Origin of the sequence: Pseudomonas sp. Irchel 3H7 (assembly GCF_900187605.1) — a bacterium.
GTDB lineage: Bacteria > Pseudomonadota > Gammaproteobacteria > Pseudomonadales > Pseudomonadaceae > Aquipseudomonas.
In genome coordinates, this window is record NZ_FYEA01000001.1 from 750,833 (window position 1) to 766,870 (window position 16,038).

The window sequence follows — 16,038 nt, forward strand, 5'->3', positions numbered from 1 at the left end:
CTACAGGGGAATGCGGTTCATGTAGGAGCTGCCGCAAGCTGCGATCTTTTGATCTTTATTTCTTCGCGGCAAACAACGCGTCGAGCTTCTGCTCGAACGTGTGGTAATCGATGCGATCGTAAAGCTCCATGCGAGTCTGCATGGTGTCGATGACATTCTGCTGCGTGCCGTCGCGACGGATCGCGGTGTAGACGTTTTCCGCCGCCTTGTTCATCGCGCGGAACGCCGACAGTGGATACAGCACCAGCGACACGTCGGCGCCGGCCAGTTGCTCGGTGGTGTACAGCGGTGTCGAACCGAACTCGGTGATGTTGGCCAGGATCGGCGCTTTCACGCGGTTGGCGAACAGCTTGTACATCTCCAGTTCAGTGATGGCTTCCGGGAAGATCATGTCGGCGCCGGCCTCGATGCACGCCGCTGCGCGATCGAGAGCCGACTCCAGACCTTCCACCGCCAGCGCATCGGTACGCGCCATGATTACAAAGCTGTCATCGGTACGGGCATCGACGGCGGCTTTGATGCGATCGACCATTTCCTGCTGACTGACGATTTCTTTGTTCGGACGGTGGCCACAGCGCTTGGCGCCGACCTGATCCTCGATGTGAATCGCCGCCGCGCCAAACTTGATCATCGACTTGACCGTGCGCGCGACGTTGAACGCCGACGAACCAAAACCGGTGTCGACGTCGACCAGCAGCGGCAGATCGCAAACGTCAGTGATCCGCCGAACATCGGTCAGCACGTCATCCAGACCGGTGATGCCCAGATCCGGAACGCCGAGGGAACCTGCGGCCACCCCGCCACCGGACAGGTAGATCGCCTTGAAACCGGCGCGCTTGGCCAGCAGCGCGTGGTTGGCGTTGATCGCGCCGACCACTTGCAATGGGTGCTCGCTGGCGACCGCATCGCGGAAACGCTGGCCTGGAGTGCTGTGCTTGGAACTCATGACTCACCTCGTTCAGTGGCTGTCTTATTGTGGGCGCCGTCCTGGTAGTGACGGGCGATGTTGCGTTTCGAGGCGCCGATGTGACGGCGCATCAACAATTCCGCGAGCTCGCCGTCACGGTCGGCGATGGCATCGAGAATCCGGTGGTGTTCGGCAAAGGCCTGGCGCGGGCGGTTCGGCGTGGTGGAAAACTGGATGCGGTACATGCGCACCAGTTGATACAGCTCGCCGCAGAGCATCTGCGTCAGCGTGCGGTTGCCGCTGCCCTGGATGATCCGGTAGTGGAAGTCGAAATCGCCTTCCTGCTGGTAATAGCCAACGCCGGCCTGAAACGCGGCGTCGCGCTCATGGGTTTCCAGCACTCGGCGCAGTTCGTCGATTTCTTCGACGCTCATGCGTTCGGCCGCCAGACGGCAGGCCATACCTTCGAGGGATTCGCGGATTTCGTAGAGTTCGAGCAGTTCGGCGTGGCTGAGCGACACCACCCGCGCGCCGACGTGCGGTACGCGCACCAGCAGGCGCTGACCTTCCAGGCGATGAATCGCCTCACGCAATGGCCCACGGCTGATGCCGTAAGTGCGCGCCAGCTCCGGCTCGGAGATCTTGCTGCCCGGGGCGATCTCGCCTTTGACGATGGCCGCCTGAATGCGTCGGAAGACGTTTTCCGAAAGAGTCTCGGAATCGTCGCCGCTGATGACCGGGGGATCGAGTTGATCCAGCATGATTGTCGACACCTTTAAATCCAATGCGGCAAAAACTAGCCAATTCGCCCGCATCAGTCAAAGGATAAATAGACATTGTCGACAATCGTCTAATAACCTTAAAAGATCGCAGCCTTCGGCAGCTCCTACAGGGCGCACGCAAATCCAATGTAGGAGCTGCCGAAGGCTGCGATCTTTTGATCTTTTATAGACCGGTGCAGGCGCTGGCGCCATAAACCCACCGTGCTAGAATGCCGCCCGCATTTGCTGGCCATTTGTACGGCTTGTCATAAAAAGCTGATAGGCACACGAAGGGCCTTGCGCAAGTTTTGCCAAGGACCTGAACCGAAAACGGAACGCTGCGCACCAGGATTTATGAGACTCAAGCCTTTTCCCACATTCTTTGCCCTGTTTTGCCTGCCCGGCCTCGCCGCCGCGGGGGAAAAAACCGTGTACGGCCTCAACGAATACGCTTCGCTTGACGGCATCAATCTGGAAGTCGCGGCCAAACTCGACACCGGGGCGAAAACCGCCTCGCTGAGTGCCCGCGACATCAAACGCTTCAAACGCAACGGTGAGTCCTGGGTACGCTTCTACCTGGCCATCGACGCCGCGCATTCGCACCCGATCGAACGGCCGCTGGCGCGGGTCAGCAAGATCAAGCGCCGCGCCGGCGACTACGACCCGGAAGAAGGCAAGAAGTACACCGCCCGTCCGGTGATCGAGCTGGATATCTGCATGGGATCAGCGCTGCGCAGCATCGAAGTGAACCTGACCGACCGAAGTGCGTTCCAATACCCGCTTTTGATTGGCTCCGAGGCGCTGAAACGCTTCGACGCGCTGGTCGACCCCAGTCTTAAATACGCTGCCGGCAAACCCGCCTGCACCATCGCCGCTCATACCGCCGAGTAATTTCCATGCGTTCTCTAACCTTCCACCTGAAAATCCTGATCACCATTCTGGTGCTCCTGGGCGTTTCGGTTACGGCCTATCAGATTTTCGTGCTCGGCATCCCGGTGACCGAAGATGCGACCGACGACTTGTGGAACATCGACGCCAAGGTCGAATTCGTCGCCAGCACCAAGGATCCGGTGAAGATCCAGATGTTCGTGCCGCCGTTGAGCCGCGATTACGTCAGCCTCAACGAGAGTTTTATCTCCAATAACTACGGCGTCGCCGTGAACCGCGTCGACGGCAACCGCAAGGTCACCTGGTCGGCGCGCCGGGCCAAAGGGAATCAGACGCTTTATTACCGTCTGGTGCTGACCAAGCGTTACACCGCGGAAAAATCCAAGATCAAAGGCCCGACCTTCCGCGACAGCATGGTCATCGAAGGCCCGGAGAAAATCGCCGCCGAAGCCCTGCTCGCGCCGATCCGCCAGCATTCCGCCGACGTTGAAACGTTTATTGGCGAGGCGATCAAACGCGTCAACAACGTTAACGACGACAACGTGAAACTGCTGCTGGCCGGCGATCCGTCGACGCCGCACAAAGCCAAAATCGTTGAACTGCTGTTGTCCATCGCCCACGTGCCGGTGGAAAAAGTCCACACCATCCGCCTCGTCGCCGACCAGCCGCAAACGCCTGAACTGTGGCTGCGCAGCTTCAACGGCAACGACTGGCTGTACTTCAATCCGGAAACCGGCGAACAAGGCCTGCCGACCGACCGTCTGCTGTGGTGGACCGGCGATGAGAACCTGATCACCGTCGACGGCGGCAAGAAGGCCAACGTGACCTTCAGCCTGAATAACAGCGAGATGAACGCGATTCGTCTGGCCAAGCTGACCGACGAAAACACCGACGCCAACTTCCTCGAATACTCGCTGTACGGCCTGCCGCTGCAGACCCAGCAGACGTTCATGATCATGGTGATGATCCCGATCGGCGTGCTGGTGATCCTGATCCTGCGCAACCTGATCGGCCTGCAGACCCTCGGCACGTTCACCCCGGTACTGATCGCCCTCGCCTTCCGCGAAACGCAGCTGGGCTTCGGCATTCTGCTGTTTACCGTGATCACCGCGCTGGGTCTGTCGCTACGTTCGTACCTGGAACACCTGAAGCTGCAAATGCTGCCGCGACTCTCGGTGGTGCTGACCTTTGTCGTGGTGTTGATCGCGGCGATCAGCCTGTTCAGCCATAAGCTCGGGCTGGAGCGCGGCTTGTCTGTTGCGCTGTTCCCGATGGTGATTCTGACCATGACCATCGAACGCCTGTCGATCACTTGGGAAGAGCGCGGTGCCAGCCATGCGATGAAAGTCGCGATTGGTACGCTGTTTGCCGCCTCGCTGGCGCACCTGATCATGACCGTGCCTGAGCTGGTCTATTTCGTGTTCACCTTCCCGGCGATCCTGCTGATTCTGGTTGGCTTCATGCTGGCGATGGGTCGTTATCGCGGCTACCGCCTGACTGAACTGGTGCGTTTCAAGGCTTTCCTGAAGAAGGCTGACGCCTGATGTTCGGTTTCTGGAAGACCTGGAAGGCCCTCGAGGCGCGGGGCATCATGGGCATCAATCGGCGTAACGCCGACTACGTGCTCAAGTACAACAAGCGCAGCCTGTACCCGATCGTCGATGACAAGATCATCACCAAGGAGCGCGCCATCGCGGCCGGCATTCACGTGCCAGAGCTGTATGGCGTGATTTCCACCGAAAAGGAAATCGACAAGCTCGGCGAGATCATCGGCGGGCGCAGCGACTTCGTGATCAAACCGGCCCAAGGCGCTGGCGGTGACGGCATCATTGTCATCGCCGACCGTTTCGAAGGTCGCTATCGCACGGTATCGGGCAAAATCCTCGCCCACGAAGAGCTTGAGCATCACATCTCGAGCATCCTCACTGGCCTGTATTCGCTGGGCGGCCATCGTGACCGGGCGCTGATCGAATACCGCGTGACTCCGGATCAGATCTTCAAAAGCATCAGCTACGAAGGTGTGCCGGACATCCGCATCATCGTGCTGATGGGTTATCCGGTGATGGCGATGCTGCGCCTGCCGACCCGGCAGTCGGGCGGCAAGGCCAACCTGCACCAGGGCGCGATTGGCGTGGGTGTCGATCTGGCGACCGGTTTGACCCTGCGCGGCACCTGGCTGAACAACATCATCACCAAACACCCCGACACCACCAACGCGGTGGACGGCGTGCAACTGCCCTACTGGGACGGTTTCATGAAACTCGCCGCGGGCTGTTATGAGCTGTGCGGGTTGGGCTATATCGGCGTGGACATGGTGCTCGATCAGGAGAAAGGTCCGCTGATTCTGGAGCTCAATGCGCGGCCGGGGCTGAATATCCAGATCGCCAATGACTGTGGGCTGACATTGCGCACGCACGCGGTTGAAGCGCGTCTGGAAGAGCTGAAGGCGCGTGGGGTGACGGAGACGGTTGAAGAGCGGGTGGCGTTTACCCAGGAAATGTTTGGGCATATTCCTGCTGTCGAGGGCTAAAAGCTGAAGAGCCCCTCACCCTAACCCTCTCCCAGAGGGAGAGGGGACTGACCGATGTGGATGTTCGAGGTACGCCGACCTGAACGTCTTGAGTCAAACTCAGGCCTTGAAAAGCATGCAGATCGGCTCCCTTTCCCCCAAAATATCAAGCCGAACCCTGGCCTTGAAAAGCATGCAGATCGGCTCCATCCCCCAAGATATCGAGCCGAACCCAAGTTTTGAAAAGCCCCCGATCTGCTCCCTTTCCCCCTCGCCCCCCTTGGGGGAGAGGGCTGGGGTGAGGGGGTAGGCTTTTGATTTTGATCTGACAGCCGAGAGAGGACTACAATCCCCACCCCGCCTCAACGGCCGATCTGCCCCGCCCATGTTGACCTGCTCCGTACACCCGCTGCCCTACCGCGCCAATCCCGCCGACTATTTCGCGGCCATCCGCAACGCGCCTGGCGCCGTGCTGCTCGACAGCGGCCGACCGAGTGCCGACCGTGGCCGTTATGACCTGCTCAGCGCCTGGCCGCTGGAACAACTGGCGGTAATGCCGGACGAAAGCGGCGATCACTTCCTGCAGCGTCTGCGCGACAATCTGAATCGCCTCGGCGAAGCTGATTTGCCAACGGGTTTCGACCTGCCCTTCGCCGGCGGTTTGATCGGCTATCTGAGCTACGACTTCGGCCGCCATCTGGAAAACCTGCCGAGCCAGGCCCGCGATGATCTGCAATTACCGGATGCACGTTTTGGCCTGTACGCCTGGGCACTGATCAGCGATCACCAGACGGCCAGCAGCCAACTGGTGTTTCATCCATCCGTGATCGATAGCGAGAAACAGCGGCTGATCGCGCTGTTCAGTCAGCCGCTTGTCGAGTTGATGGCGCCGTTCAAACTGAACCAGCCAATGACCGCCGATCTCTCGGCTGACAACTACCGCCAGGCCTTCGAACGCATTCAGCATTACATCCAGGCCGGCGACTGCTATCAGGTCAACTTCGCTCAACGCTTCCGCGCTTCATGCCAGGGCGACCCGTGGCTGGCTTATTGCGCATTGCGCGAGGCCTGCCCAACGCCGTTTTCCGGTTTCCAAAGCCTGCCCGATGGCGGCGCCGTGTTGAGCCTGTCGCCGGAGCGCTTCGTCAAAGTCAGCCAGCGCCAGGTGGAAACCCGCCCGATCAAAGGCACCCGCCCGCGTGGCCTGACACCCGCCGAAGATGCCGCCAACGCCGCTGAACTGCTGGCCAGCCCCAAGGATCGTGCGGAAAACCTGATGATCGTCGACCTGCTGCGCAACGACCTCGGCCGCACTTGCCGCATCGGTTCGGTGCGGGTGCCGGAGTTGTTCAGCCTGGAAAGCTATCCGAACGTGCATCACCTGGTCAGTAGCGTCACCGGTGAACTGGCCGATGATCGCGACGCACTGGATTTGATTGCCGGCAGTTTCCCCGGCGGCTCGATCACCGGCGCGCCGAAGATTCGTGCAATGCAGATCATCGATGAACTGGAGCCGACCCGGCGCGGGTTGTATTGCGGCTCGTTGCTGTACCTTGACGTGCGCGGCGAGATGGACAGCTCCATCGCGATTCGCAGTCTGTTGGTCAAGGATGGGCAGGTGTGTTGCTGGGGCGGTGGCGGGATTGTCGCTGACTCGGATTGGCAGGCTGAGTATCAGGAGTCGATCACCAAAGTCAGAATCCTCCTCGAAACCCTGCAAAACCTCTGAGTAATGATCGTTCCCACGCTCCGCGTGGGAATGCAGCCCGGGACGCTCCGCGTCCCATCCAAAGCCGAACGCGGAGCGTCCGTTGAGGCATTCCCACGCAGAGCGTGGGAATGATCGTCAGGTGGTTGGGTTTACAGGCTGAGGTCGCGGTTTGAGGCCTTAAGGAATTCCTGCTTCAACTCGGCAAAGGTGTGCACCGCGGGGAACTGCGGGAACTCGCGAATCACATTCTCCGGCGCGTGGAACAGAATCCCCGCATCCGCCTCGCCCAGCATCGTCGTGTCGTTATACGAATCCCCCGCTGCAATCACCCGGTAATACAGGCTTTTGAACGCCAGCACCGACTGGCGCTTGGGATCTTTCTGACGCAACTGATAGCTGGTCACCCGCCCGGTTTCGTCAGTGATCAGACGATGGCAAAGCAAGGTCGGGAAGCCCAACTGGCGCATCAGCGGCTGTGAAAACTCGTAAAACGTATCCGACAGAATCACCACCTGAAAGCGCTCGCGCAGCCAGTTGACGAACTCCACCGCGCCGTCCAGCGGCTTCAGTGTGGCGATCACTTCCTGAATGTCCGACAGCTTCAAACCGTGCTCATCGAGGATGCGCAAACGTTGCTTCATCAGCACGTCGTAATCGGGAATGTCCCGGGTGGTGGCCTTGAGGGATTCGATTCCGGTTTTTTCGGCGAAGGCGATCCAGATTTCCGGCACCAACACCCCTTCAAGATCCAGGCAAGCAATTTCCACAAGACACTCCCGTTTGTATTGATTATTTGAGTCGAGCGAGGGCGAACTCTAGCGACTCACAGGCAGACGCGCAACGCACGGCAGGCCCCCGAGCCGTGCAGCTTTTTGTTACCATCAGCCCCATATAGAGCGCCCAGCGCCACCGACCTGTAGGAAGCCGCCCTGATGAGTGCAACGTTCGACGTCGTGGAACTCGCCACGACCTATGCCAACAAATCCGCGCAAGACATTCTCAAACTCGCGTTTGCCGAGTTCGGCGATGACTTGTGGATATCTTTCAGCGGCGCCGAAGATGTGGTGCTGGTGGACATGGCCTGGAAGCTCAACAAGAACGTCAAGGTGTTCAGCCTCGACACCGGCCGCCTGCACCCGGAGACCTACCGCTTCATCGATCAGGTGCGCGAGCACTACAAGATCGACATCGAACTGGTGTCGCCGGACTACACGAAACTCGAACCGTTCGTGAAGGAAAAAGGCCTGTTCAGTTTCTACAAGGACGGCCACGGCGAATGCTGCGGCATCCGCAAGATCGAGCCACTGCGCCGCAAACTATCTAGCGTCAAAGCCTGGGCAACCGGCCAGCGCCGCGACCAGAGCCCGGGTACCCGTAGCGCTGTGGCGGTGATGGAAATCGATACTGCGTTCTCCACACCCGAGCGAACCCTGTACAAGTTCAACCCGTTGGCGCAGATGACCAGCGAAGAGATCTGGGGTTACATCCGCATGCTCGAGCTGCCGTACAACAGCCTGCATGAGCGCGGCTTTATCAGCATCGGCTGCGAACCGTGCACCCGCCCTGTCCTGCCGAACCAGCACGAGCGCGAGGGGCGCTGGTGGTGGGAAGAAGCGACGCAGAAAGAGTGTGGGTTGCATGCCGGGAATATCATCAGCAAAGCGTAACTCCCTGCCGCGCTGATTTCCCCCTGTAGGAGTGAGCCTGCTCGCGATAGCGGTGTCTCAGTCGATGAATTTTTTGGCTGATACACCGCTATCGCGAGCAGGCTCACTCCTACATGGATTTGTAGCGACTCCAGAAATGTGTACACACGAATGTCACCATCGGTGCCATTTATGTGTGCACTTTTTACTTTCAGCGCCCTGAAAAGTTACATCCCTGCCAAAAGCACCTCGCCTCCGCCCGCCATCAAAATCCCCCGCCAAAAAAAAATACCTGTTCGAACGGTCAATTTTTAACCAGCCAATTTCAAAGACTTAGCACTCATCGATAACTTTTCGAAATGAACACGGCCGCCTATAGATCCGCAACTGGCACAAATCTGGCTTTGGTGCATACATGTTTTGTATACAAAACTGCAAAACATAAAACCACTTTCGATCCGCAAGCCTGAAGCGCCCTATCCCGTACAGGCTGCAGATGCCCCGTAACCAGTGATGCTTTCACTGCTGCGACGAAGATTTGTCGAGCCTGACGGCTTATGCACAGTCATCGCAGCCTTGAACATCAGGAGCCTGCCGGAATGCGTACAAGTCTCTCCAACAACATCGCGCTGAATCTGCCCGCCTCTGTCCCCGCTCAACCGTTACCTCATGACGGTCTGAGCGAGCCGTTACAACTCAGTCTGCGCCTGCACAACAATGATCTCGCGCCGACCAAGGCCGAAGGTCGGCGCTGGGGCAAATACAGCATCTTCGCCCTGTGGACGAATGACGTGCACAACATCGCCAACTACTCGTTCGCCATCGGCCTCTACGCCCTGGGTCTGGGTGGCTGGCAGATTCTGCTGTCGCTGGGGATCGGCGCGGCGCTGGTGTACTTCTTCATGAACCTGTCCGGTTACATGGGGCAGAAAACCGGCGTGCCGTTTCCGGTGATCAGCCGGATCAGTTTCGGCATCCACGGCGCGCAAATTCCTGCACTGATCCGGGCAGTAATCGCCATTGCCTGGTTCGGGATTCAGACGTATCTGGCGTCAGTGGTTTTCCGCGTACTGCTGACTGCCGTGCATCCGGGCTTCGCCGAGTACGACCACGACTCGATTCTTGGCCTGTCGACGCTGGGTTGGGTGTGCTTCGTGGCGATCTGGTTCGTGCAACTGGCGATTCTGGCCTATGGCATGGAGATGGTTCGCCGTTATGAAGCGTTTGCCGGGCCGGTGATTCTGTTGACCGTGGCCGCCCTCGCCGCGTGGATGTACTTCCAGGCGGACGCGACCATCGCTTGGTCGATCCGCGAACCGCTGACCGGTGGCGAGATGTGGCGCAACATTTTTGCTGGCGGCGCGTTGTGGCTGGCGATCTACGGCACGCTGATTCTGAATTTCTGCGACTTCGCCCGCTCTTCGCCGTGCCGCAAGACCATCAAGGTAGGAAACTTCTGGGGTTTGCCGGTGAATATTCTGGTGTTCGCTGCGATTACCGTCCTGCTGTGCGGTGCGCAATTTCAGATCAATGGCCGGATCATCGAGAGCCCGACCGAGATCATTGCCTCGATTCCCAACACCTTCTTTCTGGTACTCGGTTGCCTGGCGTTCCTGATCGTCACCGTGGCGGTGAACATCATGGCCAACTTCGTCGCCCCGGCCTTCGTGCTCAGCAACCTGGCGCCGAAGTACCTGACCTTCCGCCGCGCCGGGCTGATCAGCGCCACCATCGCCGTGTTGATCCTGCCGTGGAATCTCTACAACAGCCCGTTGGTGATCGTGTACTTCCTGTCTGGCCTCGGCGCCCTGCTCGGCCCGTTGTACGGCGTGATCATGGTCGACTACTGGTTGATCCGCAAAGGCCGGATCAACGTGCCGCAGCTCTACAGCGAAGATCCCAACGGCGCCTATTACTACAGCCGAGGCGTCAATTTCCGCGCGGTGGCGGCGTTTATTCCTGCGGCGTTGATTGCCATCGTCCTGGCGCTGGTCCCGGGTTTCCACAGTGTCTCGCCGTTCTCCTGGCTGATCGGCGCCGGGATCGCCGGAATGCTCTATCTGATCATCGCCAAACGCCAACCGCACTACGCCGACATCAGCGGCGAATCGATCGCTGTCGACAACGTCTGCCATTAACTCCCTCGCGGCCCGGACTTCGGGCCGCAGAACTGCCCGCTATAAGGATTTCCCCATGCGTATTCTCGTGGTCAACGTCAACACCACCGAATCCATCACCGAAGCCATCGCCCGCTCGGCGCAGGCTGTTGCGTCACCCGGTACCGAAATCGTCGGTTTGACACCGTACTTCGGTGCCGACTCGATTGAAGGCAACTTCGAAAGCTATCTGGCGGCCATCGCGGTAATGGATCGGGTGATGTCTTACGATCAGCCGTTCGATGCGGTGATTCAGGCCGGTTACGGCGAGCACGGCCGCGAAGGCCTGCAGGAATTGCTCAATGTGCCGGTGGTGGATATCACTGATGCGGCGGCGAGTACGGCGATGTTTCTCGGCCATGCCTATTCGGTGGTGACCACGCTGGATCGCACCGTGCCGTTAATTGAGGATCGGCTGAAATTGTCCGGTCTGTGGGATCGGTGTGCTTCAGTTCGGGCCAGTGGTCTGGCCGTTCTAGAGCTGGAGCACGAACCACAACGCGCCCTGGAAGCGATCGTGCATCAGGCTGAACTGGCGGTGACGCAGGACAAAGCCGAGGTGATTTGCCTGGGTTGCGGTGGCATGGCCGGGCTGGATGAACAGATTCGTCGACGCACTGGCGTGCCGGTGGTGGACGGGGTGACAGCAGCGGTGACGATTGCGGAATCGCTGGTGCGCTTGCGCTTGTCGACGTCGAAAGTGCGGACTTATGCAACGCCACGGCCGAAGAACATCATTGGCTGGCCAGGGCGGTTTGCCCGCTGAGGTCATCAGCGAAAACCGAGTCGACCCATTCGCGAGCAGGCTCGCTCCCACAGGGGAAATGCACTCCAAATGTGGGAGCGAGCCTGCTCGCGAAGGCCACACCTCGGTCTGATACCTTGCTCAGATAGCACTGAACCGCCGCGCCAACCCCTGCTCCGCAAACTGCTCAATCACATAATCGACAAACGCCCGAGTCTTGCCCGGCAACAACTTATGCTCGGCGTAGTAAATCGAAATGTTGCCATCATCGACAAACCATTCCGGCAGCACTCGCTGCAACGTCCCCGCCTCCAGATACCCGACCGCAAACGGCATGCTCACCAGCGCGATGCCCAAGCCTTGTGCTGCTGTCCTGCAAGCGGCCTCGGAATCACTCATGGTCATCCGCGCCTTGAGCATCAACGGCTGACAGTTCTGTGGATTGCGTCCGGTCAATTGCCAGGAACGCACGCGTCCGGTCTGCGGCGAGCGGATCAGAATGCCGTCGTGATGATTAAGGTCATCCGGCTCGATGATCGGCGGATGGGCCTGTAAATAGTCGGTAGACGCGACCAATATCCGGTGCGCCGGGCTCAGCTTGCGCGCGATCACGCCTTGCGGCAGTTCGAAACCGCCACCGATGGCCGCATCAAAGCCCTGGGCGATCAGATCGACCTGTCGATTATCGAAATGCCAGTCCGGATTGATCGCGGGGTAGCGCTGCAGAAACTCACCCAGCATCGGCACGATATGCAGACAGCCAAACGCGGCGCCCATGCTGACTTTCAGCGTTCCCGCCGGCAGCCCTTCGACGCTGGAGAGATTGGCCACGGCATTTTGAATGGTGGTCAGGCTACCGCTGACTTGATCCAGAAACAGTTGTCCGGCCTCGGTCAGTGTCAGGCTGCGTGTACTACGCTGGAACAGCCGCACGCCGAGCCGAACCTCGAGTTTGGCCACGCTCTTGCCGACGGCTGCCGGGGTCAGACTCAAGCGTCGTGCGGCCTCGGCAAAGCTGCCGACTTCGGCACTGCGCACGAAGCATTCAATGCTGCTGAAGGTTTCCATGATCGCCACTATAAACTTCTGGTTTACACAGACTATAGCAATCATGGTCTACACAGTTGTCGATACTACGCCGATACTCGCCACCAACACCAAGGCACTCCCGCCTTGAACACTCTGGAGATCGAACATGACCACTCAACACCTCGGCGGCAAAGTCGCTCTGATTCAAGGCGGTTCCCGTGGTATCGGCGCAGCCATCGTCAAACGTCTGGCCGCTGAAGGCGCTGCAGTAGCCTTCACTTACGTCAGCTCCGCGGCGAAAGCCGAAGAGTTGCAGAACAGCATCACCAGCAACGGCGGCAAAGCCCTGGCGATCAAGGCCGACAGCGCCGATGCCGCCGCCATCCGCCACGCCGTCAGCGCCACGGTCGAAGCCTTTGGCCGCCTCGACATTCTGGTCAACAACGCTGGCGTGCTGGCTGTTGCACCGCTGGAAGACTTCAAACTCGAAGATTTCGACCAGACCGTGGCAATCAACATTCGCAGCGTTTTCATCGCTTCCCAGGAAGCCGCCAAACACATGGGCGAAGGCGCACGCATCATCAACATCGGCAGCACCAACGCCGACCGCATGCCCTTCGCCGGCGGCGGTGTGTATGCGATGAGCAAATCGGCGCTGGTCGGTTTGACCAAAGGTCTGGCCCGCGACCTCGGCCCTCGTGGCATCACCGTCAACAACGTGCAACCCGGCCCGGTCGATACCGACATGAACCCGGCGGACGGTGATTTCGCCGAAAGCCTGATCCCGCTGATGGCGGTCGGTCGTTACGGCAAAGCCGAAGAAATCGCCAGTTTCGTTGCCTATCTGGCAGGCCCGGAAGCCGGTTACATCACCGGTGCCAGCCTGACCATCGACGGTGGTTTCGGCGCCTGATTTATCTGAGTCGACTGAACGAAAAACGCCGCCCCTCTGTTTAAACAGGGGCGGCGTTTTTTTGTCAGATGTTTACGCCCATTCCAGCGCCGGCAAGCCACAGGCACTTGGCGTGAACGCTTTCAGGCTACGAAGAATCCCGTCAGCGTGTGCGTATTTTTCATCGGCCATGGCGGCATCGGGGATGGCGATCGCGGTCATGCCGGCGGCTTTCGCGGCGGTCACACCGAACGGTGAATCCTCGAACACCAGGCAATCCTCAGGTGCCACGCCCAAGCGTCGGGCAGCGGTCAGAAAGATATCCGGCGCCGGTTTGGCCGCGCCAACTTCCGGATCGTCTGCCGTGACAATGAAATCGAACAGCGCGAACCAGTCGCGGTGCAGCGTGGTTTTCTGGCCGAACGACTGACGCGAGGAACTGGTCCCCACGGCAATCGGGATGTTGTGCGCCTTGAGATGGCGGATCAACTCTTCGGCACCCGGCATCGCTTGTGCGGTGGGAAAACGCTCGCGCATCAGCGGCTCGCGAATCACCAGAAATTCTTCGGCGGTGATCGGCAGATCCAGTGCCTGCACCACGTAATTGGCCAGATCGTTGGCCCCGCGACCAATGATGTTCTGCTTGATGCTCCAGTCGAAAGTGCGCCCGTAACGCTGGGCAATCAGCGAGGTGACTTCGGTGTAAATGCCCTCGGTGTCCAGCAGCAAACCGTCCATATCGAAAATCACGGCCTTGATCGGGCCGAACGCCTTCAGCGGTGCATTCATCATCGGATCCGTTAACAAAGACATCCCGGGCGGCACGGTTGGTGCCGCTACGCGGATCTGATTAAAGGGTTCAGCAGCATAACGAGCGCGACGGACATTGAGCAACGGGCAATGTTTGTTGGGCGATGAACTACTCGCAGATATTTAGCGAAACATCCTACAGATAACGCCTACTCGCCCGACTTCTTTCCTGATTGATCCCCCGCAAAGTCCCCGCACCTTTTTGATGTGCGCGAGAGACTGCGAATGCTTCCAACCGATCGGCTTCTGGTCCTGAACAACAGCATCGGCCTGCTCGTTGTTGCTGCTTTGAATCCCGATGAGCCGGACTTCGAACACCTGATCCGCGAGTTTCGCCTGTGTCTGAACCACTACGACGCTTGGGCCGAGCGGTTCTGGAGCGGGACCGCGCTGGATGTCGAGCAGGTGTTTACTGTCGGCAACGACGTGCGCCTCAGCGCGCCGATCAAGTCGCGCCAGCCGCTCAGTTCATCGGTGGTCATGTGCCCGGCCAGCGGGGCGCTGACGCTGGTGCACATGTTCGACGCCGCGCGGTTTGTGCCGATTGGCGATACCCCGGTGACCCTAGAGCCGGTGCTTGCCGATGTCGGCGGCGTGCTGACTTTCGGCGAAGCGCTGCATTACACCATCGGCCCCAGCGGCATTCTGCAGGTGACCGACTGCGATCGGGGCCAGCGTTATCGCATCACCTTCTTTCCCGATGTTTCCACCGACCATGTGCGTGCTCTGTATGCCTCTTATGAAAGTATCGTTGCAGGCCTGGAAGGCTGGCTGCGCGCTGAGTGGGCAGAGTTTCAACCACAGTGGACGGAGTTTTCCAGCGCCGGATTTCTTGAGCGTTACGGTCAGCTGCAACAGGCCGACTGGCGTGGATTCGAGAAAGCACTGAATGGTGTTTGGGATGACATCCGCCAGGTATTCGCCCTGCTCGCCGATTTGCAGGCCAACAGTGAAAAATTGCTGGAATACCTCAGCGAGGCCGAGCTTGAGGCGTTGTTGAATGCCTCCAGCGACGCCATTGCCAACGGTCTGCTGGTCCTCAGTGACGAACCGCTGCTGTTCATTCATCTGGCCACGTTTACCAGTTGGCTGAAGATGCTCCCGCCGCAGTATCTGGCTGAAGTGGTGGCCGAGGTGCGGGCCGAACTGCTGGTCAGTTTTCTGCTGATGGGGTTGTCGGGTGGCGTCGGCGTGCCACTGCGTTTGAGCAGCAAAGTGCTGGCGAAGATCAAGTCGCCCCGGGCTCGAGAGTGGTTGGCGGCATCCGCGTTGCGGTTGGCGGAACTGACTTCTGCGCCGGAGCTGAACAGACACGCGGGCGCGTTGAAGCCACTGATGTTTCACGCGCGTGACGTTGAGTTGAAACCGACACCGTCGATACCGCTGAACATTCGTCAGGCCGATTCGCTGGTGTTGACGGTGCCGAATCCGGCGCCTGTGGTGCGGGACAAGCCTGGCGCTTCGAGCCGAATGGAACGGCATGAGCCTCACGACGACTCGCCGGATCAGGCGAAAAACCCCAACGGCGACAGTGCTGATTGCGTGCCGCGCACCTGCACCAACGGCTGCCCGGTGTCGATGGTCACTGGCGAAGAACTGCTGACCCTGACTGATGCGGTGCTCGATGGCGTGTTGCCGTTTGAGTTCACGCGGTTGTATCGCAGCAGTGCCGCCGAAATCGATGTCGGGTTGGGGTTTGGCTGGGGTCATTCGCTGGCGCATCGGCTGGAGTTTGCCGGCGACTTTGTGGTCTGGGTCGACCATGAAAACCGGCGCACTCGATTTCCGTTGCCGAGCGTTGAAAGACCGGCGATTCACAACAGCCTGTCGCGGGCGGCGATCTTTCTGGGGGATGAGCCGGAGGAGCTGATCCTCGCGCTGGCCGGGGAAACAGCGCGCTTTTATCACTTTCGTGCAGGACGGCTGACGGCGATCAGCGATGGCTATGGCAACCGTCTGACGGTGCAGCGCGATCGCTCTGACC

Annotated in this window: 14 protein-coding genes; 9 read left to right on the forward strand and 5 right to left on the reverse strand. The window is 59.5% G+C overall.

Annotated elements, in window-relative coordinates; genetic code table 11:
• Positions 1-55: 55 nt before the first annotated feature.
• Together prpB and CKW38_RS03470 are read right to left on the reverse strand one after the other, a co-directional pair.
• Entirely contained in the window at positions 56-946 is an 891-nt protein-coding gene (prpB, locus tag CKW38_RS03465) for a methylisocitrate lyase (RefSeq protein ID WP_007916432.1), read from the reverse strand.
• Positions 943-1,665 carry a GntR family transcriptional regulator gene (locus CKW38_RS03470; protein WP_172828118.1) on the reverse strand — a complete coding sequence of 241 codons (723 nt, stop codon included), beginning with the start codon at positions 1,663-1,665 and terminating at the stop codon, positions 943-945. Before CKW38_RS03470 ends, prpB begins: the two co-directional genes overlap by 4 nt.
• A 357-nt stretch (positions 1,666-2,022) precedes the next feature.
• On the opposite strand from CKW38_RS03470, the gene CKW38_RS03475 reads away from it, so the two are divergent.
• The 4 genes from CKW38_RS03475 to pabB all read left to right on the forward strand — a co-directional run bounded on the left by CKW38_RS03475 (position 2,023) and on the right by pabB (position 6,794).
• Positions 2,023-2,559 (forward strand): ATP-dependent zinc protease, encoded by a 537-nt coding sequence (locus CKW38_RS03475; RefSeq protein ID WP_007916436.1) that lies wholly within the window; start codon positions 2,023-2,025, stop codon positions 2,557-2,559.
• A 5-nt stretch (positions 2,560-2,564) separates the two neighbouring features.
• Positions 2,565-4,100, forward strand: a complete 1,536-nt coding sequence (locus CKW38_RS03480; protein WP_007916437.1) for an inactive transglutaminase family protein — start codon at positions 2,565-2,567, stop codon at positions 4,098-4,100.
• Positions 4,100-5,086: an alpha-L-glutamate ligase-like protein gene (locus CKW38_RS03485; RefSeq protein ID WP_007916439.1), complete on the forward strand. Its 987-nt coding sequence runs from the start codon at positions 4,100-4,102 to the stop codon at positions 5,084-5,086. The genes CKW38_RS03480 and CKW38_RS03485 overlap by 1 nt, the downstream gene beginning before the upstream one ends.
• A 364-nt stretch (positions 5,087-5,450) precedes the next feature.
• Positions 5,451-6,794: an aminodeoxychorismate synthase component I gene (pabB, locus tag CKW38_RS03495; protein ID WP_095111829.1), complete on the forward strand. Its 1,344-nt coding sequence runs from the start codon at positions 5,451-5,453 to the stop codon at positions 6,792-6,794.
• 131 nt (positions 6,795-6,925) lie between these two features.
• On the opposite strand, the gene thrH is transcribed toward pabB, so the two are convergent.
• The gene (thrH, locus tag CKW38_RS03500) at positions 6,926-7,543 is read right to left on the reverse strand and encodes a bifunctional phosphoserine phosphatase/homoserine phosphotransferase ThrH (RefSeq protein WP_007916444.1); all 618 of its coding nucleotides are present in this window, start codon (positions 7,541-7,543) and stop codon (positions 6,926-6,928) included.
• A 165-nt stretch (positions 7,544-7,708) separates the two neighbouring features.
• Between thrH and CKW38_RS03505 the strand changes: the two genes are divergently transcribed.
• The 3 genes from CKW38_RS03505 (at position 7,709) to CKW38_RS03515 (ending at position 11,344) form a co-directional block, all read left to right on the forward strand.
• A complete protein-coding gene (locus tag CKW38_RS03505) occupies positions 7,709-8,443 on the forward strand; it encodes a phosphoadenylyl-sulfate reductase (protein WP_077571815.1) in 735 nt (244 codons plus the stop codon).
• A 578-nt stretch (positions 8,444-9,021) separates the two neighbouring features.
• Positions 9,022-10,560, forward strand: coding sequence for an NCS1 family nucleobase:cation symporter-1 (locus tag CKW38_RS03510; RefSeq protein ID WP_095111830.1), 1,539 nt, complete (start codon positions 9,022-9,024; stop codon positions 10,558-10,560).
• A 55-nt stretch (positions 10,561-10,615) separates the two neighbouring features.
• Positions 10,616-11,344: an aspartate/glutamate racemase family protein gene (locus tag CKW38_RS03515; RefSeq protein WP_007916448.1), complete on the forward strand. Its 729-nt coding sequence runs from the start codon at positions 10,616-10,618 to the stop codon at positions 11,342-11,344.
• 120 nt (positions 11,345-11,464) lie between these two features.
• Here the strand turns inward: CKW38_RS03515 and CKW38_RS03520 are convergent, their stop codons facing one another.
• Positions 11,465-12,391 carry a LysR family transcriptional regulator gene (locus CKW38_RS03520; protein WP_042704851.1) on the reverse strand — a complete coding sequence of 309 codons (927 nt, stop codon included), beginning with the start codon at positions 12,389-12,391 and terminating at the stop codon, positions 11,465-11,467.
• A 127-nt stretch (positions 12,392-12,518) separates the two neighbouring features.
• Between CKW38_RS03520 and CKW38_RS03525 the strand changes: the two genes are divergently transcribed.
• Positions 12,519-13,265, forward strand: a complete 747-nt coding sequence (locus CKW38_RS03525; RefSeq protein ID WP_095111831.1) for a 3-oxoacyl-ACP reductase family protein — start codon at positions 12,519-12,521, stop codon at positions 13,263-13,265.
• Positions 13,266-13,337: 72 nt separating this feature from the next.
• Here CKW38_RS03525 and CKW38_RS03530 read toward each other — a convergent pair whose 3' ends face one another.
• Complete coding sequence (locus tag CKW38_RS03530) at positions 13,338-14,033, reverse strand: HAD-IA family hydrolase (protein ID WP_007916451.1); 696 nt, start codon at positions 14,031-14,033, stop codon at positions 13,338-13,340.
• A gap of 246 nt (positions 14,034-14,279) precedes the next feature.
• On the opposite strand from CKW38_RS03530, the gene CKW38_RS03535 reads away from it, so the two are divergent.
• A partial coding sequence (locus tag CKW38_RS03535) for a DUF6531 domain-containing protein (RefSeq protein WP_256588331.1) occupies positions 14,280-16,038 on the forward strand: 1,759 nt, incomplete at its 3' end.